Annotated in this window: 18 protein-coding genes; 11 read left to right on the top strand and 7 right to left on the bottom strand. The window is 34.7% G+C overall.

Going from position 1 to position 21,292, the window contains the following annotated elements:
* Window positions 1-4: 4 nt before the first annotated feature.
* Entirely contained in the window at window positions 5-3,184 is a 3,180-nt protein-coding gene (locus WC623_RS16680) for a carboxypeptidase regulatory-like domain-containing protein (RefSeq protein WP_372853126.1), read from the bottom strand.
* Window positions 3,185-3,520: 336 nt separating this feature from the next.
* Between WC623_RS16680 and lpdA the strand changes: the two genes are divergently transcribed.
* The 5 genes from lpdA (at window position 3,521) to WC623_RS16655 (ending at window position 9,286) form a co-directional block, all read left to right on the top strand.
* On the top strand, window positions 3,521-4,909 hold the full coding sequence (gene lpdA / locus WC623_RS16675) for a dihydrolipoyl dehydrogenase (protein ID WP_372853124.1): 1,389 nt from the start codon (window positions 3,521-3,523) through the stop codon (window positions 4,907-4,909).
* A 125-nt stretch (window positions 4,910-5,034) separates the two neighbouring features.
* A complete protein-coding gene (locus tag WC623_RS16670; RefSeq protein ID WP_372853122.1) occupies window positions 5,035-5,877 on the top strand; it encodes an MBL fold metallo-hydrolase in 843 nt (280 codons plus the stop codon).
* A 172-nt stretch (window positions 5,878-6,049) separates the two neighbouring features.
* Window positions 6,050-6,382 carry a YegP family protein gene (locus WC623_RS16665; protein ID WP_372853821.1) on the top strand — a complete coding sequence of 111 codons (333 nt, stop codon included), beginning with the start codon at window positions 6,050-6,052 and terminating at the stop codon, window positions 6,380-6,382.
* A gap of 495 nt (window positions 6,383-6,877) precedes the next feature.
* Complete coding sequence (locus WC623_RS16660; RefSeq protein ID WP_008242129.1) at window positions 6,878-7,738, top strand: RNA polymerase sigma factor RpoD/SigA; 861 nt, start codon at window positions 6,878-6,880, stop codon at window positions 7,736-7,738.
* Window positions 7,739-7,837: 99 nt separating this feature from the next.
* Window positions 7,838-9,286, top strand: coding sequence for a glyceraldehyde-3-phosphate dehydrogenase (locus tag WC623_RS16655; RefSeq protein ID WP_372853120.1), 1,449 nt, complete (start codon window positions 7,838-7,840; stop codon window positions 9,284-9,286).
* Window positions 9,287-9,353: 67 nt separating this feature from the next.
* On the opposite strand, the gene WC623_RS16650 is transcribed toward WC623_RS16655, so the two are convergent.
* On the bottom strand, window positions 9,354-10,337 hold the full coding sequence (locus tag WC623_RS16650) for a potassium channel beta subunit family protein (protein ID WP_372853118.1): 984 nt from the start codon (window positions 10,335-10,337) through the stop codon (window positions 9,354-9,356).
* A gap of 144 nt (window positions 10,338-10,481) precedes the next feature.
* Here WC623_RS16650 and WC623_RS16645 point away from each other — a divergent pair, with 144 nt between their 5' ends.
* On the top strand, window positions 10,482-11,420 hold the full coding sequence (locus WC623_RS16645) for a M20/M25/M40 family metallo-hydrolase (RefSeq protein ID WP_372853116.1): 939 nt from the start codon (window positions 10,482-10,484) through the stop codon (window positions 11,418-11,420).
* Between the two features lie 2 nt (window positions 11,421-11,422).
* On the opposite strand, the gene WC623_RS16640 is transcribed toward WC623_RS16645, so the two are convergent.
* The 5 genes from WC623_RS16640 to WC623_RS16620 form a co-directional block, all read right to left on the bottom strand.
* Window positions 11,423-11,689 (bottom strand): hypothetical protein, encoded by a 267-nt coding sequence (locus WC623_RS16640; protein WP_372853114.1) that lies wholly within the window; start codon window positions 11,687-11,689, stop codon window positions 11,423-11,425.
* 155 nt (window positions 11,690-11,844) lie between these two features.
* Window positions 11,845-13,509, bottom strand: a complete 1,665-nt coding sequence (locus WC623_RS16635) for a S41 family peptidase (RefSeq protein ID WP_372853112.1) — start codon at window positions 13,507-13,509, stop codon at window positions 11,845-11,847.
* A gap of 41 nt (window positions 13,510-13,550) precedes the next feature.
* The gene (locus WC623_RS16630; RefSeq protein ID WP_372853110.1) at window positions 13,551-14,159 is read right to left on the bottom strand and encodes a haloacid dehalogenase; all 609 of its coding nucleotides are present in this window, start codon (window positions 14,157-14,159) and stop codon (window positions 13,551-13,553) included.
* 8 nt (window positions 14,160-14,167) lie between these two features.
* On the bottom strand, window positions 14,168-14,479 hold the full coding sequence (locus WC623_RS16625; RefSeq protein ID WP_372853108.1) for a hypothetical protein: 312 nt from the start codon (window positions 14,477-14,479) through the stop codon (window positions 14,168-14,170).
* Complete coding sequence (locus WC623_RS16620; RefSeq protein ID WP_372853106.1) at window positions 14,476-15,126, bottom strand: ABC transporter ATP-binding protein; 651 nt, start codon at window positions 15,124-15,126, stop codon at window positions 14,476-14,478. The genes WC623_RS16625 and WC623_RS16620 overlap by 4 nt, the downstream gene beginning before the upstream one ends.
* Window positions 15,127-15,272: 146 nt before the next feature.
* On the opposite strand from WC623_RS16620, the gene WC623_RS16615 reads away from it, so the two are divergent.
* From WC623_RS16615 to WC623_RS16595, 5 genes are read left to right on the top strand one after another with little or no spacing between them, the layout of a single operon-like run.
* Entirely contained in the window at window positions 15,273-15,902 is a 630-nt protein-coding gene (locus WC623_RS16615) for a hypothetical protein (RefSeq protein ID WP_372853104.1), read from the top strand.
* Window positions 15,902-16,198 carry a transcriptional regulator gene (locus WC623_RS16610; protein WP_349786968.1) on the top strand — a complete coding sequence of 99 codons (297 nt, stop codon included), beginning with the start codon at window positions 15,902-15,904 and terminating at the stop codon, window positions 16,196-16,198. The genes WC623_RS16615 and WC623_RS16610 overlap by 1 nt, the downstream gene beginning before the upstream one ends.
* A 55-nt stretch (window positions 16,199-16,253) precedes the next feature.
* Entirely contained in the window at window positions 16,254-17,813 is a 1,560-nt protein-coding gene (locus WC623_RS16605; protein WP_372853102.1) for a DUF4173 domain-containing protein, read from the top strand.
* 8 nt (window positions 17,814-17,821) lie between these two features.
* On the top strand, window positions 17,822-18,346 hold the full coding sequence (gene xrtK, locus WC623_RS16600) for an exosortase K (protein ID WP_372853100.1): 525 nt from the start codon (window positions 17,822-17,824) through the stop codon (window positions 18,344-18,346).
* Window positions 18,330-21,176, top strand: a complete 2,847-nt coding sequence (locus WC623_RS16595) for an MSEP-CTERM sorting domain-containing protein (RefSeq protein ID WP_372853098.1) — start codon at window positions 18,330-18,332, stop codon at window positions 21,174-21,176. The genes xrtK and WC623_RS16595 overlap by 17 nt, the downstream gene beginning before the upstream one ends.
* Window positions 21,177-21,292 lie beyond the last annotated feature (116 nt).

Below are 21,292 nucleotides of genomic sequence, written 5' to 3'. Positions count from 1 at the left end.
ATGATTAATTAAACAAATACCTTACACCAATTTGTCCTTGCCATCTCGAGGCAAAAGCTGAGACACTGTATGGTAGATTACCTGCTGGAGCTTTAAAGTTATAGCCTCTATCAGTTGATTGAGTTGTGTTGTAATTGATAATTGTATTTGCATTATTAGTCACGAAATACGATCTCCCCCAATCTTTATTAATCAGGTTTCCCACATTGGTGATATCCAAAGATATTTGTAACCTATTCTTAGTTGAGCCAATCATACCGCCCAAATCTTGCATAATCCGAACATCAAATTGATGCTCCCAAGGAGTTCTAGCTGCATTACGTTCAGCATACTCACCTCTATGTTTACTTAAATAAGGATCACTTGAAATAAAATTATCAAGTGCTATCCACTGATCTGCTGGAGTAGCTGATCCCGGAGCGGGCACTATAGCATTCGATGCATCTCTGGTGTAAAATGGAACCAATTTAATTTCACTAGCATTTCTAGGAATATACATCAAATCATTTTGATTAGCACCATCACTATTAATATCACCAAAATATAGATAAGTAAATGGCGATCCAGATCTTCCTGAATAGAACATAGCAAATGAAGTTCCATAAGTTTTGTTTTTACCATAGCTTATGCCGTAACCTAAGCTACCTACGATACGATGTCTTAAATCGTAATTAGAATATGACAATTCAGGATTATTGGCATCGTTTACGATTTGAACAAATTGCCAGTTAGAATAGGCTGTACTATTTGCTCCACTATTAACATCTTTAGACTCGCCGTATGTATAAGCAATCATTGCATTCAAACCAAAGTTAAAGGCTTTTGATAATTGCCCAGTTAAACTATACGAGTATCCTTTATTGGTATTATCGAGATACAATGCATTTGTAAATGTAGTACTTACTTTGGGACCAGCATATGTTGGTCTATTATCAGCACCACCAGATAAGTTAGAAGGTAAAGTACCTGTCTGACCTTTCAAATTTATATTCTGATAAGTAATGTTATTTATTGTCTTAGAATACATTCCATCTAAAGTAGCTAAAACACCACCTGGTAATTTAAAGTCTGCTCCTAAACTATAACGTAATACCTGAGGAATTCTAAAGTTTTTAGACAAAAGGTTAACTTCATAAGTCTTACCTTGTGTACCTGCTGTACTTTGTTTATCTGGGTCCGGAACAAATGTTAAAGGTGCGGAAGTAGAGTTAAATTGGTCTACACTTCCATACAGCATTCCACTATTTGTAAACTGGTTAGACATCCAAACAAAAGGAACACGCCCCGTAAACAAACCAATACCACCTCTTAATTGAATTGCTCTATCTCCGGTTAAATCCCAATTAAAACCAACACGTGGAGAAACTAAGATCTGTCCACTTGGCAATTTATCCGTAGCTAAGCCAGGAAAAGTTGTAGGGACTAAAGGGTTTGCTAATGGCTTATCAAAAAACAATGGGACATCCACTCTTAATCCAGCTGTAAGCTTGAAGTATTCATCAACCTCAATTTCATCTTGGAAATAGAATCCTAATTGGGCTGCAGAGAACTGTGCTGCAGGACGATTCTCACCAGGAAGAATTGAATAGGCTGCTTGCACACGGTTAGGCTTACCAGCATAAAAATCATCCAAATTATTATACTGCCAAAAACCATTAACATTATTGATAAATAAGTTACGGAATTTAAAGAACTCATTATGTGTCCCTAAAGTAAAGGTATGTTTACCTGCAAATAACTTAAGGTTATCGGTAAACTCGAAGATATCCTGATCTAACTCATTTGCTGCAGAGCTTCTTTCTGTACCAAACTGAAGAGATTGCCCTGAAACACCACCAATATTATTGATAGCAATTTGAGGGAATAATCTACCGCTCGTTCCGCGAGCATCTCTGATTCTAGAGTACCCAACAATCAAATTATTTGATAAATTTTGATTAAATCTACTTCTTAACTCTAATACTGATACGTTTTGATCATTATTAAATCTGTAAGCGTTATTACCAAAACGGAATAAGGTCGAACTTCTACTTATATTATCATCAAAAGCTTTGATGTAATTGTGACGCAAAGTTAATTGGTGTTTTTCATTAATATTCCAATCTAAACGCCCAAACAATTTGGTGCTTTCTGTTTTAGTTTGAATTTCATCAAATGAACCTACATCATAATTATAGAAAGATTTTTGAAGTTCTGAGGCAATTTTTTGCGCTTCATCTTTTGAAATCAAAGCACCAGGATCACCAGCATTAAATGTCGTAGGTGTCTGAATACGCGTTTGTTCAACACTAGCAAAAAAGAATAATTTGTTTTTAACAATCGGGAAGCCTAAGCGTGCACCATAAGTTGTGTTATAAAACTCATTTGCTCTGGTATTTAATCCGTCAACACTTTTCCCAATAGTATTCTGATTTCTACCAAAAAAATAAGCCGATCCTTCTACTGTATTCGTACCTGAACGAGTAATTGCATTAACGCCTCCTCCTGTAAAGTTCCCTTGAGTTACGTCATAAGGTGCAATTAATACCTGAATTTCCTGAATCGCATCTAAAGAAATTGGCTGAGTGTTAGCTGGTCCACCAGGGGTTCCACTGCTGGACAGTCCAAAAACATCATTATTTACCGCACCATCAATCGTAATACTGTTATAACGGTTGTTTGTACCTGCAAAAGAGTTTCCATTGGCCTGTGGAGTTAGGCGGGTAAAATCCTGCAAACTTCTGCTCAATGTAGGCAATGTTTCCAATTGTTTCTTACCAATAGTTGTAGAAGCTCCAGTTCTCTTACTATTAAGAGCTGTACTATTTTGACCTATGACCTGAACTTCTTGAAGATCCTGTCCTCCTTCTTCTAGCTTGATCTTAAGGGTAAAAGTCTCTCCTAATTTAAGATATAATCCTTCAATCTTTTCATTCTTGTAACCTACATAACTTGATGTAATTGTATACGGACCACCCGTATTAATATTTACAAAATTGTATCTGCCATCAGCTGTCGTTGTTGCAGAATACTTTGTCCCAGTTGGACCATGTATAGCAACAATTGTTGCACCTGGCAATGGGCCTTTCCCATCAGCCACAACTCCATTAAGGCTTGATGTGGTTACCTGCGCCCGTAGGGACACAGCTGTCCCTGCAAAAACAAGGAGTAAAACCATGATTTTGATTAGTAAAGATTTCTTCATTCTTTTTGAGTTAGATAATAATTTTGTTTTTTGCGTTATATCGTATTTATAAAATACTGATGCAAAGTTATATATTTATTATGCAAGCATTCCATTTTCCAATGTTAAATAATTATTAAGAATCACAGTATTTTTCAACATTTAACAGAAATATTAAATATATAACCAACAGTTTATCAATTATTTATTTTCATTCTAGCTAACAATCAAATTTGAAATAAAGCTATAACACCATTCTTTATGAACAACATAGCATAATCATCTCCTGTTACAGGTATTTAATGAACATTTTTTTTTAATTTTGGCAATTACTAAGATAAATTCCTTATTAAAGATATGAACTACGATGTAATTGTAATAGGCAGCGGTCCTGGTGGATATGTAGCTGCGATCAGAGCTTCTCAGTTGGGTTTAAAAACTGCGGTAGTTGAACGCGAATCTTTAGGTGGAATATGCCTGAACTGGGGCTGTATACCTACTAAAGCATTATTAAAGAGCGCTCAGGTATTTGAATATATTAATCATGCTGCTGAATATGGTATTAAAACTGCCGAAGCTGAAGCAGATTTCGCTGCTGTTATTAAACGCAGTCGTGGTGTTGCTGATGGCATGAGCAAAGGTGTTCAATTCTTAATGAAGAAGAACAAAATTGATGTGATTATGGGTACTGGAAAAGCTAAACCTGGAAATAAAGTAGAGGTTAAAGCTGCAGATGGTACACAAAAAGAATATACTGCAACTAGTATTATATTAGCTACAGGTGCAAGATCAAGAGAATTACCTAACCTTAAACAAGATGGTAAAAAAGTGATCGGTTACAGACAAGCTATGGTATTACCTGAACAACCAAAATCTATGGTTGTTGTAGGATCTGGTGCTATAGGTGTTGAGTTTGCTTATTTCTACGCAACACTTGGTACTAAAGTGACTATCGTTGAATTCATGGAAAATGTAGTTCCGGTTGAAGATGAGGATGTATCAAAACAATTATTACGCAGCTTGAAAAAGGTGGGTATCGACATCATGACTTCTTCAAGCGTAGAATCAGTTGATACTAGTGGTGCTGGTTGTAAAGTTCAGGTTAAAACAGCCTCTGGTATGCAAACGTTAGAGTGCGACATCGTACTTTCTGCTGCTGGTGTTGTTTCTAATATTGAAAACATTGGTTTAGAAGAGACTGGGATCAAAACTGAAAAAGGTAAAGTTGTTGTCGATGAATTCTACAATACTTCTGTAAAAGGTTATTATGCCATTGGTGATATCGTAAGCGGACAAGCACTTGCACACGTTGCTTCTGCTGAAGGCATTATCTGCGTTGAAAAGATTGCTGGTCATAAACCAGAACCATTGGATTACAATAACATCCCTGGCTGTACTTATTGCAGTCCGGAAATTGCTTCAGTTGGCTACACTGAGAAAGCAGCTAAAGCTGCCGGTTATGAATTGAAAATTGGTAAATTCCCATTCTCTGCTTCGGGTAAGGCTAGTGCTGCTGGTTCTAAAGATGGTTTTGTAAAACTAATTTTTGACGCTAAATATGGCGAGTTATTAGGTGCACACATGATTGGTGCAAACGTAACTGAAATGATCGCTGAGATTGTAGTTGCCCGTAAATTGGAGACTACTGGTCATGAAATGATCAAATCTGTACACCCACACCCTACAATGAGCGAAGCTATTATGGAAGCCGCTGCTGATGCGTATGGCGAGGTAATTCACTTATAGAAGACAAATTAAATCATTGAATTTGTTCTTAAAAACTTAGAGAGGTAGTTATTAACTACCTCTTTTTTTATCTTTACATTTACATGCTCTAATGTTTATTAATTACATATCCACTCATTTAAAAGATGAACTTACATACTATAAATACAGGACTATTTAAATTGGATGGCGGCGCAATGTTTGGCGTAGTACCTAAATCAATATGGCAACGTAGCAATCCAGCTGATGCAAATAATTTATGTACCTGGGCGATGAGATGCCTGCTTATTGAGGATGGTGATAGACTGATATTGATAGACAATGGAATTGGTGACAAGCAGGATGAAAAGTTTTTAGGACATTATTATTTACATGGAGAGGACTCATTAGATAAGTCCTTAGCCGCAAAAGGCTTTAGCAGGAATGATATTACAGATGTCTTTTTAACTCATTTACATTTTGATCACTGTGGAGGTTCTATTGTTAGAGAAACTGACGGCCGGCTTCGCCCAGCATTTAAAAATGCTTTTTACTGGAGCAATGCACAACACTGGGATTGGGCAGTAAATCCGAACGACAGAGAGAAAGCTTCATTTTTAAGAGAAAACATTTTACCTATTCAGGAAAGTGGGCAACTGAGATTTGTTGCAGATAAGGATGGCGTAGAATTTCATGATGGGATTAACATCCGCTTTGCATATGGACATACAGATGCGATGATGCTACCTCAAATACAGTATAAAGGACAAACTATAGTATATATGGCAGACCTTCTGCCGTCTGTAGGACACATTCCCTTACCCTATGTTATGGCATACGATATGTTTCCATTGCAGACGCTAAAAGAAAAGAAAGCTTTTTTACAAGAAGCTGCAGATAAGAACTACATTTTGTATCTGGAACATGACCCTTTTAATGAATGCTGTACAGTAATGCAAACTGAGAAAGGAATCAGATTGGATAAGACCTTTGACTTAAATAGTATTTAATTCAATCCCACATTTGTTTCTTGTTACATTAATTTAGTTATCTATTATGTAGGATTAGTTTCTTATCTTTAATTATAATTAAAAACAAAAATCAAGCAATTTCATTTTTTGTTTATGTTTTCTTTTTTTTATATTGCATTGAAAGTCAACCTAATTAAAAACTAAAAAAGAAATCATGGGAAAATTTGAGATCACGAAAAGAAAAAACGGAGAATTTCAATTCAATTTAAAAGCAGGTAACGGTCAGGTAATTTTGGCAAGTGAAGGCTATACGACTAAAGGTGCTTGCCAAAACGGCATTGAATCTGTTAAAAAGAATTCGTCAGATGATACTAAATACGAAAGAAAAACTTCTACGAATGATAAACCTTATTTCACTTTAAAAGCGACAAATGGCCAGGTGATTGGGACTAGCGAAATGTATGAAAGCGTAGCTAGTCGCGATAATGGAATTGAATCGGTCAAGAAAAATGGTCCAGATGCTGAAGTATCAGATCTGAGCTAATTTAAGAATCGATATAGTTAAGAGACTGTTTAAAATAACTTTATACATCTTGTAAAAAACCCTTTATTTTCAATCAGTCTCTTAATATTTTCCACGGTTGACCATTTTATTGCTAACTTCAGGTACAATATTATGTTTTTCTGTACAACAACACGTTGTGAAACATTGACAGTTATGTAATTGATTCAACCAGAGAAAGCACGAATTAAGTCATATCCCCGTCAATAACCAGCTTTGACAAAATAACATTTCGTGCCACAAATTTCCTGTATATGATTATTAATCAATCTACATTCACTTAAACCCTTTCTATTTAAGTCGCCTATTCAATAAAATAATAGACTGACAGAAGTATTTTGGAATAATATTTGCTGCAAATACAAGATAGAAATTACCGCTGTAAAGTGTAACATTTTCAGGAATTTATGTTTCAAAAATGCCTTTAAATCCTTACTTTTGCACGTCAAAACAAATAACGAGTACCAAAACATATAAATGAGACAACTCAAAATCACGCAATCAATTACCAATCGCGAAAGTCAATCATTAGACAAATACCTTCACGAGATTGGTAAGGTAGATTTAATAACCGCAGAAGAAGAAGTAATATTAGCAAGGAAGATACGGGAAGGAGATCAGGCTGCATTAGAACGCTTAACAAAGACTAACTTACGTTTCGTGGTTTCGGTTGCTAAGCAATATCAAAATCAAGGTTTAACCTTAGGAGATTTAATCAACGAAGGTAACCTGGGCTTAATTAAAGCTGCCAAGCGTTTTGATGAGACTAAAGGTTTCAAATTTATATCTTATGCCGTTTGGTGGATTCGTCAGTCGATATTGCAGGCTATTGCTGAGCAAAGTCGTATTGTACGTTTACCTTTAAACCAAGTTGGCTCTTTAAGTAAAATCAGCAAAGCTTTTTCAAAATTAGAGCAAGAATATGAACGTGAGCCTTCTCCTGAAGAATTGGCAGACATCTTAGAGACTACTGTAGATAAAATATCCGATACTTTAAGTAACTCTGGCCGCCATGTATCTATGGATGCTCCTTTTGTTCAGGGTGAAGAAAATACATTACTTGATGTATTGGAAAACCATGAACCAAACACTGACAGCAGCTTAATCAATGAATCTCTTTCTGAAGAAATAAAACGTTCACTTTCTACTTTAACTGAACGCGAACGTGAAATCATCGTTTTATTTTTCGGTTTAAGCACGAACCACCCTCTTTCTCTGGAAGAGATCGGTGAGAAATTTAACCTGACTCGTGAACGTGTTCGTCAAATTAAAGACAAAGCTTTACAACGCTTACGTCATACTTCAAGAAGCAAAATATTGAAATCATATCTGGGATAAAACCTCGATTACATTTTCATTAAAATTATAAAGCAAAAAAGATTGGGTACTCACTCAATCTTTTTTACTTTTGCAGCATTCTAACCAAAAAAAACTGACATGTTAAACAAGTACCAATCCGAATTTCAAAATTGGATTGAAAAAGAAAAAAAAGCTATTGAGCTGATCAATATCGTTGGACAACTATGGTTCGACAGATCCGTTGAACTTGTATTATTCCGAAAACCTTTATTTGATGTAGGTAGCAGCGAAATACTCGCACATCATCAATATGCAAAAGAAGTTAGTGGAAAAGATATCAGCATCTATACTACTTTAGAGCTTGCGGCTACTATTGCTAAATGTAATCTTGCACCTTCCAGAGTAGATATTGGCCGATTAGCTTCGGAATGGCTGGCAGATAACGATCACTATTCTTCTATTCATGATTTTGTAGTAACCAAACTGAGTAAACACATCGGAAAGGATAAGATGAGTTTAACGCCGGTGGATGTTGTACTCTTTGGCTTTGGTCGTATTGGCAGAATTGCTGCACGTGAACTTATTTTACAAGCAGGAAAAGGAGAACAACTTCGTCTAAGAGCCATTGTTACCCGTAGTTATAGCGATGAAGAATTGATCAAAAGAGCTGAACTGCTACGTACCGATTCTATCCATGGGCCTTTTCATGGCACTATAGTTGAGGATTTTGAGAATAAAGCACTGATTATTAATGGGCAGACTGTTAGTTTCATTGTAGCTTCTAGTCCTGAATCAGTTGACTACACAGCTTATGATATTAAAGATGCTCTATTAATTGACAACACTGGCATCTATCGTGATCGTGAAGGATTAAGCAGACACCTGCAATCGCCTGGCATTAGCAAAGTGCTGCTTACTGCACCAGCTAAAGGAGATATTCCGAATGTTGTTGCAGGAATTAATGATACAGCATTTGATTTTGAAGTAGAAAACATTCTATCAAATGCATCATGTACCACTAATGCGATTGTTCCGGTATTGAAAATCGTTGATGATGCTTTTGGTATTGAGAAAGGTCATATTGAAACGGTCCACTCTTACACAAATGATCAAAATCTGTTAGATAATTACCATAAAAAATACCGCAGAGGCCGTTCCGCTGCTTTAAATCTTGTAATTACTGAAACAGGAGCAGACAAGGCTGTAGCGAAAGTTATTCCGCATTTAGGTGGTAAATTGACTGGTAATGCGGTACGTGTACCTACACCAAATGTATCTCTGGCGATATTGAATTTATCTTTAAATACCGTTACTTCTAAGCAGGAAATTGCGGAAGTATTGAAACAAGCATCATTGTTTGGAGATTTATCTGAGCAGATTGAGTACTCTATTTCTAATGAGTTGGTGAGCTCGGATCTGATTGGTAACAGCCATGCTTCCATTATTGATGGACCTGCTACAATTGTAGCGAAAGATAACAAATCTGTAGTTTTATACGCCTGGTATGACAATGAATACGGATATACAAGACAGGTGATCAGGTTAGCCAAAAAGATGGCCGGAGTAATCAGGCTGACTTATTATTAGCATTAAATAGATTAAAAAAATTGTCCAAAATGATAGGTTTATCCACATCATTTTGGACAATCTTTATTTAAAACTGCACCACTTTTGGTTTAGTTTGTACGATATCTTCAATTTTAGTCATCACCTCATCTGTTAGTAATGGCACAACTTCTAAAGCTGTCAGGTTTTCTTTTAGCTGAGCAGTTTTGGATGCGCCCAAAATTACACTACTTACATTAGGATTTTTAAGACACCAGGCTAAAGACAATTTAGCAAGCGGCACATTCAATTGATCAGCAAGCTTTTGTAGCTCCTCCGCTTTCTTCAACTTCTCTTCGTTTAATACTGCATCCTTTAACCATTCCATCCCTTTTAGTTCCAAACGAGTATTAGTAGTATTTTTGGCAGTATACTTACCTGATAACAAACCTGAAGCCAATGGAGACCAAATAGTCGTACCTAATCCATGCTCTTTAAACAATAGCATATAATCATGCTCTACTTTATTCCTTTCCATTAGGTTATACTGCGGCTGCTCCATAGTTGGCCCTATCAGGTTGTATTGTTTAGCCACACGAATAGCTTCCATAATTTCAACTGCAGTCCATTCTGAAGTTCCCCAGTACAGGATTTTCCCTTGTTGTAACAAGGTATTCATTGCCCAAACCGTTTCTTCAATTGGCGTATTTTTATCTGGACGGTGACAGAAGTATAAATCAAGATAATCAACCTGCAGCCTTGACAAAGTACCATTACAAGCTTCTATGACATGTTTACGGGAAAGCCCTACCCTATTTGGCCCTTTGTTTTCCGTTCCAAAAAACACTTTACTCGATACAACGAAAGATTCACGTTCCCATTTGTGCGCTTTAAGGATTTTACCCATAACAATTTCTGATTTACCTGCAGCATATCCTTCTGCATTATCGAAGAAGTTCACACCAGCATCGTAAGCCATACCCATGAGTTCGTCTGCTGTTTTATCACTGATCTGTTGTCCGAATGTAAGCCAGCTACCGAGCGACAAAGCGCTAACTTGTAAGCCAGACTTACCTAAACGTCTATATTCCATTTTAAATTATTTATGATTGATAATATTCCCAATTTAACATGATTAATTAAAACAGCAGGATACAGCATTAAGTTTTTACAAAAATACGATGATGGCTTTCTCATTCAATATAATTACCTTTATTTAATGCATACACCTTTGAAAATGAATAGCTATTTATTGATATCTCTAGGCTTATTATTAAGCTGTAGTTCTGTAAAAAAGTCGACCTCTGCATCTACAGACAAGCAATTGCTTAGTGATGTTGAGGTATTATCTTCTGATGCATATGAGGGTCGTAAAACAGGAACTAAAGGTGCAGAAATGGCGAGAACATTTATTGGTGAACGTTTTGGTAATATAGGCTTACTTTCATTCCAGCAATTAAAAGGTTATGAGCAGCCCTTCTCTTTTGATAAAGATGGAGGAACTTTTAATGGTAAAAACATGATCGGTTACATTGAAGGAAAAACCGATGATGTAATTGTTATTTCAGCCCATTACGATCATATTGGCATCATTAAAAACGAAATCTATAATGGTGCTGACGATAATGCTTCAGGTGTGGCTGCTTTACTTAAATTCGCTGAATATTTTAAAGCAAATAAGCCTAATCATACTTTAATTTTTGCTGCATTTGATGCAGAAGAAATGGGAATGTATGGTTCAATAGCTTTTGTTGCAAATCCACAAGTAAGTCTGGAAAAAATCAAGTTGAATGTAAATATGGACATGATTAGTCGGAATGACAAAGGAGAACTTTATGCCTGTGGCACTTTCAAATATCCAGAGTTAAAAAAGTATTTTATCACTACCAGACCAAAGATTAAAATATTATTTGGTCATGATGACCCTAAATTGGGACCTGAAGACTGGACTAACCAAAGTGACCAAAGCTCATTTGATGCCAAAAACATTCCCTTTCTGTATTTCGGTGTAGAAGATCATAAGGACTATCATCAGGCATCAGATGAGTATAAGAACATTAATAAAGCGTTCTTTACCGATGCTGCTGCTGCCATATTGGAAGCCATTAACAACATCGATAAAGACCGTAATCTACAATCCATCTTTAGAGAAAAATTGCAATTGAAAAAGCAATAAACCTAAAACTCTATTGCCAATAAGCTATTCAAAGGGATGTGTATCCCATTTTTTAATTGAATATATTTTTCTGTAACTGCCCATACAGTTGTAGAAACCGTTTTAGGCCCTTCCTTTGTATTAAAAGAAATATCCGCTTTAGCTTTAAATTCATTTCCCAAGCGTTGGGCAGAGTTTAATCTATCTTTCAATTCTTCGGTATGGTTTTCTTCTGCAGGTATGATCTGACTGATGTCGATTGATTCCTTTTCTATTAATTCCCCTATCATAATGTTTATTCGCTTAAAATAATGAAGTTCTTATAAAAACATCATTTGTTGTACCAATAAACAAAAAAAGCAGCATTATTCAAAAGCATTTACACAAATATCACAATAATATTAATGACATAAATTACAGTTAGCTAATAAACAGGTTTTTAAGGTTATTTGCGCTTTAAACGATCTTCAATCATACCCAGAAATTCATCATTCGGTTTCACGGGCTTTATAATATTTATTTTTGATAAATTTATATCTCGACCATTAATGATCATTTTCGCTGCTTTTGAAGAAGTCGTTACAGGTATGCCGACACCAGGCACTACGCTAATCGCTTTTGCAAGATAACCCTCATTAACATCTCCAAAGTCATAAAAAGGGTTATCCCAGAAGTCTTCCTCTACATTATTTTCAGCATAATCAGGTATCATCCCATTAAAATAACCACCTTCTCCTTTAGCGTTTTTTGTTTCAAACATTGAAAAATAAACATCATACCTATTTTCTAACCTGATCGGAAAAAAACCAATTGGTTTACCATAAGTTTTCTCTCCAACCACTTTTACATTCATATATGCTTTCAAAGAATTAATAACCAACTCACTTGCGGATGCAGTATTTCCAGAGACAATAAAAATAACACTTGTCACACCTGTAAGGCTTCCTCTTTTAGCGAACCTGGTGGTCTGTATCTCTGGTGTATAAACAATATCTGCATAAGTTACCAACTTCCCGGCCTCATATTGAGGTAAGTTATTATCATCAAGCAATGGTTGATTTTTAAGAATTGACGCTCTGCCACCCTGCATCGTTGCATTGTAATATTCCCTGAACATTACCGACCCAGTCAAATTAGCAGGAGCTATCAAATTGATCAAATATTCGGCTGTATTGATATAGCCACCTCCATTATACCTTAAGTCGACGATTAAATCCTTCACACCATTAGCAACAAATGTAGAAAAAGCATCATCAAGTGCTGACTGCGCATTATTTTTTAGATTAGAAAAGCGGGCAAAATTAATGTACCCTATTTTTTTTGTACCCGCAGTAATTGTTTTGGTAATATAAACCGGATTGCTTTTATAAGAACCCGGGGTCAATGTGATATCAAAAGGCCCTATGTTAACTCCTCCTGAACTAATGACACCTTGCAACCGTACAGCTGATGATCCATTTATTTGATTACGTGCAGCAACTTCCGACGAAGAATTAAATGATGTACCTACACTAACACCATTAATTTTCTGAATCATATACCCACGTTTCATTCCTACAATAGCAGCTGGTGATCCAGGATACACGGCTGTCACAAACAAATAATATGGTCCGGCCTCGGAGTTCGTTGTTAAATAAGAAACCGGACGTATACCGATATCCATTCCATTTCCTTCAAGATCTACATTAGATTTCACTAATGGTGCTGAAGCTTGCGGATTGTCAAGATCTGAATCACTGATATACGAATATTTAAGCCAGTTTTTTCCTTCTATATAATCTGGAGAACCAGTCACCTTACCAATATTCCATAAGGTATTTTCATAAATTGCTAAATAGCTACTACCAGATTGGTATTTCCTTGGCTCAAAAACATCATAACTTGGTAAAGTCGTATTCCAGAAATAAATTTGTTTGGCATACAGAAATAAAGAATCGTTTGTCAGCTCTCTTCTGTTCGTAGTTGGTATTTGTTTGGTATTTGACTCAACAGTCGGATCCACTGGATCTGGTTCAGGTGTAACTTTTGACTTTTTGCAGGCTCCCAAAGCCATAATTAGAACCATTGCAATTAGGAAATTGGATTTCCCAAACCAGAAGATACGTTTCATGTTGATTTTTTTGAGTAAATATAAGGTAAATATAAACGGAATTACGCTACAAATAGTTCATTCACATTCAAATAATCTACATCATTTACTCTTGAGGATATTTCCGCAAATGTAGTATTTCCTATAAGCAATATTTTAGTTCTATCTAATTGCTGCTGTTCCATTATCAATTTCAAAGCATCATTTTCAGGCTCAAACTCTTCTTTGAAAAATACAGTAAGGTATTGTTCCAATCCTTTCCACTCAATTTGTTTTATTTTATTGAGTTGCATAGCCGGATTTCTCTGCACAAATAAGAAAATCTGCTTACGCTCTAAAACAATGGCCTGCATTAATGCTGATACTTCATTATAAATCAAAAGCTTTAAAGGGAGACGAACGCTATGCAAAAGCATATCGAAGTTTACTTTGTATTTTTCATGAATAGAAAACTTCACTGCTGTCTTTTCAAAAATATCTTTATCTCCATGCTCCAGATAATAATCTTGCATATACTTTAATATATCTGTAGCATTAATCTGTTCGCCATACTCAATAAACTGTGCAAATAGGTAATAAACCTGCAACAGATAGTCTTTCTCAGGATAAACAACATCATCAAGTTCAAAAATAAAGAACTCTTTTTCTTTTAAATATTCAGCAGTAGTCATTATTAATTCTAGGGGTTATTGACATCCAAACTCAAGATCTCAATATTAAATTCAGTAAACAGAACAACAGATTTTTGAAGTTCAACCATTTCAAAATCCTGTAATGCTAAAATTGCATCAGCACCCTCGTTCAGACAATGGTTTAATAAATTATGGGCAATGATATCATCATTCCGTTCCCCTAACGATAAGAACTTATACTTTGCAGATGGAAAACTTGGCATATCACCATAGTCGGCCAGGATTACACTATCATTTTCAAATTGATTGGCCTGTTTTATGGCCTGGGCAGACTTCCCGCCAGTTATTAGTATTCTCATATAATTAAACCATCCTTCATGGTTACCACCCTATCACTTATTTTAGCTAATTCTTCATTATGCGTAACAATAACAAAGGTTTGTTGAAAATTATCACGCAGCGTGATAAAAAAATCATGTAAAGCACTGGCATTTGCTGAATCCAGATTACCCGATGGTTCATCTGCCAAAATAATAGCCGGATTATTAATTAAAGCTCTTGCTACTGCAATCCTCTGTTGCTCACCACCTGATAATTGATTGGGTTTATGATGTGCTCTATCCTTTAAACCAAGTAGATCTAACAGCTCAAAAGCTCTATGTTCTGCTTGTTTTTTATTTGTTTTCGCTATAAAAGCTGGAATACAAATGTTTTCGAGCGCAGTAAATTCAGGTAACAAATGATGAAACTGAAATACAAACCCAATGTTTTTATTCCTAAAAATGCTTAACAACTCCCCCGACAAATGATTTACCTTGGTTCCTTTCAGTTCCACCTGGCCCTCATCAGGTTTATCCAAAGTTCCTAAAATATGTAAAAGTGTACTTTTACCAGCACCAGAAGCACCTATAATACTCACTATTTCACCTTTCGACACTTCAAAATCCACTCCTTTTAAAATAGGTAGACTTCCATAAGATTTTTTTATACCTGTGGCTTTTAGCATAGCTGCAAACTTACAAAAACATAGCACAAGGTTAAGAGCACAAGCACGATAAAATTTAAAAATAGATTGACTCGAAGAAATAATTGAAAATAATATTTGGAGTTTCAATTTTATCGCATAACTTTGAAATACAAAGCACTTTTAAAATGAGCAATAAGGAAGAACAACTCAATGCATTGAACGACATCAAAAAGTTGATGGACCGTTCGTCCAGATTCATTTCTTTAAGCGGATTATCAGGAGTTTTCGCTGGTTTAACTGCCCTTGTAGGTGCTTACTTTGCTCATAGCGAGATTAATGATTTTTTAAATAATAATTCTATTTATGGTCATTCATTAGAAGATCTCGAAGCCAACTTACTTAAAATAGGTTTTGGAGTATTGGTAGTGGCATTAATTGGTGGCTTACTCTTAACATTGAGACAAAGTAGAAAAAGGAAATTACCATTTTGGGACAGAACCACAAAAAATCTATTAGTAAACCTAGCTATCCCATTGGTTTCTGGTGGACTATTCATTATCGCTTTACTTCTTGTACATCCTAACACATATGGATTAGTTGCTCCATCCTGCCTTATTTTTTACGGATTAGCTTTAATTAATGCCAGTAAATACACTTATACTGATATTCGATTTTTAGGCTATTGTGAAATTGTATTGGGATTGATTTGTATGTTTTACATTGGCTATGGTCTGTATTTCTGGGCAATTGGTTTTGGTATACTCCATATTCTTTATGGAATGCTGATGTATTTTAAATATGAAAGGGCCAATTAATGAAGAACCCAATCGAGGCACTTAACAAGATATTCGACAGTCGTATCAGATTGGGCGTAATGTCTGTATTAATTGTAAATGATAGCATTAGCTTCAATGAGTTGAAACAATTGCTGGAGTTAACAGATGGCAACCTTGCCTCCCACTTAAATACATTGGAGCAGGCGGAATTTTTAAAAGTCCAAAAATCATTTATCGGCAAAAAAACAAATACTACATATATCATTACAGATTTAGGCAGATATGCTTTCAAAGCACATTTAGATGCTTTAGAAAAGATGATTAAGGGCATTTAATTTTTTTTACACATATACTTTGAAACACAAAGTACTTTTAAATAAAAAACATAACATGAAAAATAAATCAAACTTTTTGCTCCTATCTACTTTATTAGGTGGATTGCTATTTAACTACCTGTTCTGGACAGAGGACTTGGGACTAAATCTGTTGATATACAGTCTTTATATTCTTGGCATTACATTCTTCAACACTGAGATTATTAAGAGTCGCAAGTTTATGACATATGCGGCTTCACATCTCCTGGCAGCCATTTTAGTTGTTATTATCAACTCGGATCTAAGCATTGTAGCCTATTATATTAGTTTGTTCCTATTTATAGGGTTTAGTCATTACCAACAGATTAGAACGGTTTTTACTGCAATGATGGCTGCATTTGTACAATTTCTGACTTTACCTTTTAATGTTATTCAAAACCTCAATTCGGTTAATATTGGAAATTTCAATCTCAGACCAATCTTAAAATTGGCTAAATACATTTTCATCCCGCTATTTATTGTCACCGTTTTTACGATTATTTATAGTAACGCTAACCAGGTTTTTGCACATTACCTGGATAACATCTCCACAAGCTTATCCTTACTTTTAACTGGATTTCTAGATCTGTTTTTTGTCGATTTCAACTTCAGTCGTCTATTTTTCTTTTGTCTGGGACTCATACTGACCGGGGGCTTATTGCTTACCTGTTTTAGTAAAAAATTAGGAGATCTAGAGCAAAATATTAAAGAGGATTTAGAAAGAAGAAGCAAAAGATCAAAAACCATATGGTACCAGATTATTGAAACTTTCAGCGGTAATCTACTATATAAAAAGTTAGCACTTAAAACGGAATATATCACTGGGATCATCTCATTTATAGCTTTGAATATCTTATTACTAATTATTAATACCATAGATATCTGCACACTATGGTTTGGATTTAAACCTTCTGGTAATTTTTCCGCTGATTTACATGAAGGAACCAATGCTTTGATTTTTAGCATCGTGATGGCTATGGCAGTAATCCTATATTTCTTTAGAGGGAACTTAAACTTTTACAGTAAAAGTAAAACACTAAAACTTCTGGCATTTACCTGGATGATCCAAAACTCCATCCTGATCGTATCTGTTCTTATTAGAGATGGTTACTATATTGAGTTTTACGGTTTGACACATAAAAGAATTGGTGTTATTGTATTTGCCTTACTTTGTATAATTGGTTTGATCACTGTTTATATAAAAGTGGCTAAACAAAAAACACTCTTCTACCTGTTTAAAATCAATGGTCATATTTGGTTTGCTTTACTGCTTGGTTTTAGTTTAGTAAGTTGGGATGTTTTTATCGCTAAATACAATTTCAACCACTCTGAGTCAAAAGTCATAGATCCTGACTATCTACTTTCCTTATCAGACAGGGTACTCCCTTTACTTGATGAAAACCGAGATAAACTGCTCGGTGATTCGACTTCAGAAGCTAATCGGTTAAACACAGAAGCTATTAGTCCAAACATCAAATTACAGGAGCGACTTGATCGACGAATTGAAAATTTCGGCAAACGTTATCGAAAAACGTCCTGGTTATCATGGAATCTAGTGGATGGAAATACAGCTAAGCACTTTGGATTGAATAAATAATGCATAAAATGGATATAAAGAAAAATGGCTTTTATTATGCTTTGGGCATTGTATTATTTGGAGTACTTAAAGTTGCCTATACACATATGGATGCAAATGATTTAATCTTCATCCTTAGCCCAACAAACAAAATGATTTCATTTTTAAGTAACTCCGAAAGTGTATTCTTAAACGGTTCTGGATATTTTTATCATGATTTCAATATTTTAATAGAAAAATCATGCTCTGGTTTTAACTTCTTTATCCTCATCTTCATTATTGGTTATTTTGTTATTATAAACCACTTTCAAAATAAGAAATTCAAATTACTATTCTTCAGCATCTTGAGTACTTGGGTGCTTACAGTTTTTGTAAACACTTCAAGAATAATTATTGCCATTTTTATACAGAAATTGACTCCTCAAATACAAATTAGCACTTGGTTTCATCAAGCTCAGGGAACATTTGTATATCTATTCTTCCTTATTGTATTTTATAAAACATTGACTTATCTACTCACCAAATACTTTCCTGAGAATGAAAAACTTGCTTAATCCACGTTGGTTAATATTAATAAATATTCTTCCGGTTCTTTTACTATTTGTCCTTTTTTACAGCAACTATAATATTATTGAAAGCCTTTTATCTATTAAAATTAAATCCTTGTGGTTCAAATTTGGATTAACTTTAATCGGTTTAACATGCCTTCTATCAGCTTACCTTATCTTTTGTGTAATTCAAAAAAAACAACTTTCAGTATATTATGCACTAATATCATTACTATCATACAGCTTATTAATTTACTGCTACTCTGAGTATAGCAATATACTTATCCCTGGCAGCATACCGAACTGGATGATTTCTTCTGAGGTCATTCTTTATCCTGGAACATTTCTAATGCCTACCCTGGCACATGCACTTTTTATATTGGTTGTTATGACCAGTACCAAACCATCGACAACAAATGCCGGATTAAATTTTCTATATAGCCTGTCGATTCCTCTTGCTGCATACGTATTTGCTCAGATCATTCTACCATTATGGCAAAACCAAGATAGATTCTTTGGATCTCATGCCTTAATTATTCTATGTATAACGGCTTCTATATTATTCTTGTTTTTTCTCTGCAGAGCAATTTACATCTTAACTACCTTACAATCTGACACTTTATTAAAATACTCCATCTATTGGAAAATCACTATAGCGTTAGTCCTTCCCTTAGTTGGGTTAGGGTTTAACAATGGCTTATTTACCGGTAGATATAAATTTGCAGAATTTATGTTCGGAAACTTTAGTCAGGTATGGTTCTATATTATAGCAATTGTAAATGGACTATTAATTTGCTTACCGACCCCGGAAAATTTCAACTTGCGAATAATCCGTATTTCTGGATTGCTAATCTGCTTCCCTTATACAATTTATTTTCTAATTGTATTTCTTCCTTATTTGCCATTTGCTATTATTGCAACTTTTTTGGTTGGAATAGGCTTTTTAATGCTAGCTCCATTACTCCTTTTTATTCTTCAAACCAATGAACTTTATAAAGAGCTGAAACTTCTGAGGCATAAATATTCTTCCTTAAAAGCTACTATTTTATCTGTTGTCATGCTCAGCATTTTACCTCTTATGATTACAGGTTTCAATTTACACGACAGAAAAGTACTAAACAATGCTTTGACTTATGTATATAGTCCCGATTACTCCAAGACTTATTATGTGGATAAAAAAACATTGCAAAGTACACTATCAACCATAAAGACAAACAAAGATCGTAACAACTTATTTGCAAATAGTAACACACCTTACATCAGTACCTATTACAACTGGCTGGTTTTAGATAATATGATCTTATCTGATCTTAAAATTAATACTTTAGAGCAGATTTTTTTTGGTAAAAAGAAGAACCCGTTAACAATTGTTGAAGATAGCACTACAAACAACATTAAGTTATCCAAAATTAAAAATACAAGCAGGTTCGACAAAAAACAGCAATCTTGGATTAGTACATTGGATTTAGAGTTAACGAATTCTGGCGATATGAATTTAGCAATCTACGAAACAGAATTCACGTTACCTGATGGATGCTGGATCAGTAATTACTACCTTAACGTTGGGACAAGAAGAGAAAATGGAATACTCGCAGAGAAAAAGTCAGCACTTTGGGTATTTTCAAACATTAGAAATGAAAATCGAGATCCAGGGATCCTCTACTATCTAACCGGAAATAAGATAGCATTCAAAGTCTTTCCATTTTCAGCGAAAGAAGTAAGAAAAACCGGTATTGAATTCATTCATAAGGAACCATTTACTTTAGATTTTGATGGAGTAATGGTCCCTTTCGGGAAAGCAGACTCTAGTTTTAGACCTAAAGTAGAATCTATAAACCAAACGACATATATTCCAGCAAATGAAAAAGCTAAATTAAAACTGATTAACCGCAAACCTATATATCATTTCATTATTGATGTTTCTAAAGGCAAGGAAAAAAATATTAGAAGCTATTTAACTAGAATCAAAAAACTAACAACCACACATCAACTTAAAAAAGAAGACATTCGACTTAATCTTACAAATTCTTTTGCTAATGAAATCCAGATGGATAAAGACTGGGAAACCAAGCTAAATAAATATGCATACGATGGAGGCTTTTACCTTAATTCGGCCATTAAAAAAATCCTGATCAACAATTATAAAAACAAGGAGAAGTCATTTCCTATCATGATCGTTCTAACAGAAAGTTTATCTGACGCCATTATTCAAAATGATTTTTCAGATTTTAAAATAACATACCCTGAGAATTCATTTTTCTATGAACTTGATGCTGATCATAAACTGTGGACACACTCTTTTAATTCAAACTCCAAATCGAGACTAACAACAACATCAAAATTAATTGATTCAGTGCCTGTATACGCCTGGCCAAATGTTACATCTCCCACTGCTTATTTGCCAAAAGATGATCGACCTTCAATTGTTACTGACAATCAATCTGAATCAAATATAATTCAAGCAAACAAAAAGTCCTGGCTTTCCGGTCTAAACTTACATGGGATGCAGATCAGAGCGATTACAAACAACAATTCATCTAATGATGAGCACATACAGTTAATAAAGCAAAGTATGATAAGTGAGATACTTTCTCCTTTAACTTCTTTTATTGTTGTAGAAAATGAGGCACAGAAAATGGCTTTGTTAGAAAAACAAAAGCAAATTATCTCTGGCAATAAAAATCTTGATCCTGACGAGGATACGCAAAGCATGTCTGAACCAAACACATACCTAATAATGGGACTTTTATTGACTTTGTTTATGATCTATAAATTTAAAGAGAGGAAGAAGCAAAAAACTTTGTTGGAAGCTATAAATTTCAGGTTAAAAAGTTGAGTAGGATTAAGCAAAGGTTGTTATTCTGTTTTTAAACTAAAATTAAAAGGATCATTTCTAAAAAAACTCAATTGCCCTTTGTTTAAAGGGTTTGAAGTTGTAGATTTGAACAAATT

Origin of the sequence: Pedobacter sp. (assembly GCF_041645105.1) — a bacterium.
Taxonomy (GTDB): Bacteria; Bacteroidota; Bacteroidia; order Sphingobacteriales; family Sphingobacteriaceae; genus Pedobacter.
The sequence above is the reverse complement of the archived record's forward strand: the minus strand, read 5'-3'. Positions and strand labels throughout refer to the sequence as shown.

Bases quoted from the DNA above. Each gene is read 5' to 3' on its own strand.
- WC623_RS16680 (WP_372853126.1), bottom strand. From the start codon at position 3,184: ATGAAGAAATCTTTACTAATCAAAATCATGGTTTTACTCCTTGTTTTT.
- lpdA (WP_372853124.1), top strand. From the start codon at position 3,521: ATGAACTACGATGTAATTGTAATAGGCAGCGGTCCTGGTGGATATGTA.
- WC623_RS16670 (WP_372853122.1), top strand. From the start codon at position 5,035: ATGAACTTACATACTATAAATACAGGACTATTTAAATTGGATGGCGGC.
- WC623_RS16660 (WP_008242129.1), top strand. From the start codon at position 6,878: ATGAGACAACTCAAAATCACGCAATCAATTACCAATCGCGAAAGTCAA.
- WC623_RS16655 (WP_372853120.1), top strand. From the start codon at position 7,838: ATGTTAAACAAGTACCAATCCGAATTTCAAAATTGGATTGAAAAAGAA.
- WC623_RS16650 (WP_372853118.1), bottom strand. From the start codon at position 10,337: ATGGAATATAGACGTTTAGGTAAGTCTGGCTTACAAGTTAGCGCTTTG.
- WC623_RS16645 (WP_372853116.1), top strand. From the start codon at position 10,482: ATGAATAGCTATTTATTGATATCTCTAGGCTTATTATTAAGCTGTAGT.
- WC623_RS16640 (WP_372853114.1), bottom strand. From the start codon at position 11,689: ATGATAGGGGAATTAATAGAAAAGGAATCAATCGACATCAGTCAGATC.
- WC623_RS16635 (WP_372853112.1), bottom strand. From the start codon at position 13,509: ATGAAACGTATCTTCTGGTTTGGGAAATCCAATTTCCTAATTGCAATG.
- WC623_RS16630 (WP_372853110.1), bottom strand. From the start codon at position 14,159: ATGACTACTGCTGAATATTTAAAAGAAAAAGAGTTCTTTATTTTTGAA.
- WC623_RS16625 (WP_372853108.1), bottom strand. From the start codon at position 14,479: ATGAGAATACTAATAACTGGCGGGAAGTCTGCCCAGGCCATAAAACAG.
- WC623_RS16620 (WP_372853106.1), bottom strand. From the start codon at position 15,126: ATGCTAAAAGCCACAGGTATAAAAAAATCTTATGGAAGTCTACCTATT.
- WC623_RS16615 (WP_372853104.1), top strand. From the start codon at position 15,273: ATGAGCAATAAGGAAGAACAACTCAATGCATTGAACGACATCAAAAAG.
- WC623_RS16610 (WP_349786968.1), top strand. From the start codon at position 15,902: ATGAAGAACCCAATCGAGGCACTTAACAAGATATTCGACAGTCGTATC.
- WC623_RS16605 (WP_372853102.1), top strand. From the start codon at position 16,254: ATGAAAAATAAATCAAACTTTTTGCTCCTATCTACTTTATTAGGTGGA.
- xrtK (WP_372853100.1), top strand. From the start codon at position 17,822: ATGGATATAAAGAAAAATGGCTTTTATTATGCTTTGGGCATTGTATTA.
- WC623_RS16595 (WP_372853098.1), top strand. From the start codon at position 18,330: ATGAAAAACTTGCTTAATCCACGTTGGTTAATATTAATAAATATTCTT.